This window comes from Terrabacter terrae (genome assembly GCF_039529575.1).
Lineage (GTDB): Bacteria > Actinomycetota > Actinomycetes > Actinomycetales > Dermatophilaceae > Terrabacter > Terrabacter terrae.
The window spans coordinates 1-596 of record NZ_BAAANB010000101.1; the positions used below are offsets into that span (position 1 = coordinate 1).

1 protein-coding gene is annotated in these 596 nt (G+C 72.0%); it reads left to right on the plus strand.

Features of this window, described 5'->3' with window-relative positions; translation table 11 throughout:
* Nucleotides 1–596, plus strand: a 596-nt coding sequence (locus ABD194_RS19530; RefSeq protein ID WP_343994597.1) for a Jag family protein, incomplete at both ends; no start/stop codon positions are given.

The window sequence follows — 596 nt, forward strand, 5'->3', positions numbered from 1 at the left end:
ACGGACACTGAGGCGGACACCGAGACCGTCACGGAGGGTGCCAACGACGCTGCAGTAGACGCGCCCACCGTTTCCGAGGACGCCACGGACGAGGGCGACGGCCAGGGCGCTCCCCCGGACGCCGTCGGGGCAGACGCGCCGCTCGAGGGCGGCTCGGCGGACAAGCCCGAGAGGGGCTCGCGCCTGCGGCAGCTGGAGCGCGAGGGCGAGGTCGCCGCCGACTTCCTCGAGACGCTCCTGGACATCGCCGACCTCGACGGCGACATCGACGTGGACGTCGACGGAGACCGAGCCGCGATCGCGATCGTCGACTCCGAGGAGGGGCGTGTGCCGCGTCGCCTGGTCGGCAGCGACGGCAAGGTGCTCGAGGCGCTGCAGGAGCTGACGCGGCTGGCGGTCCAGGTGCAGACCGGAGAGCGGAGCCGCCTCATGCTCGACATCGCAGGACACCGTGCCGAGCGTCGGTCCGCGCTCGTGGAGCTGGCGCACGCCGCGATCGCCGAGGTCAAGGAGTCGGGGGAGAAGCGTTCGCTCGAGCCGATGACGGCCTTCGAGCGCAAGGTCGTCCACGACGAGGTGTCCGCTGCTGGTCTCGT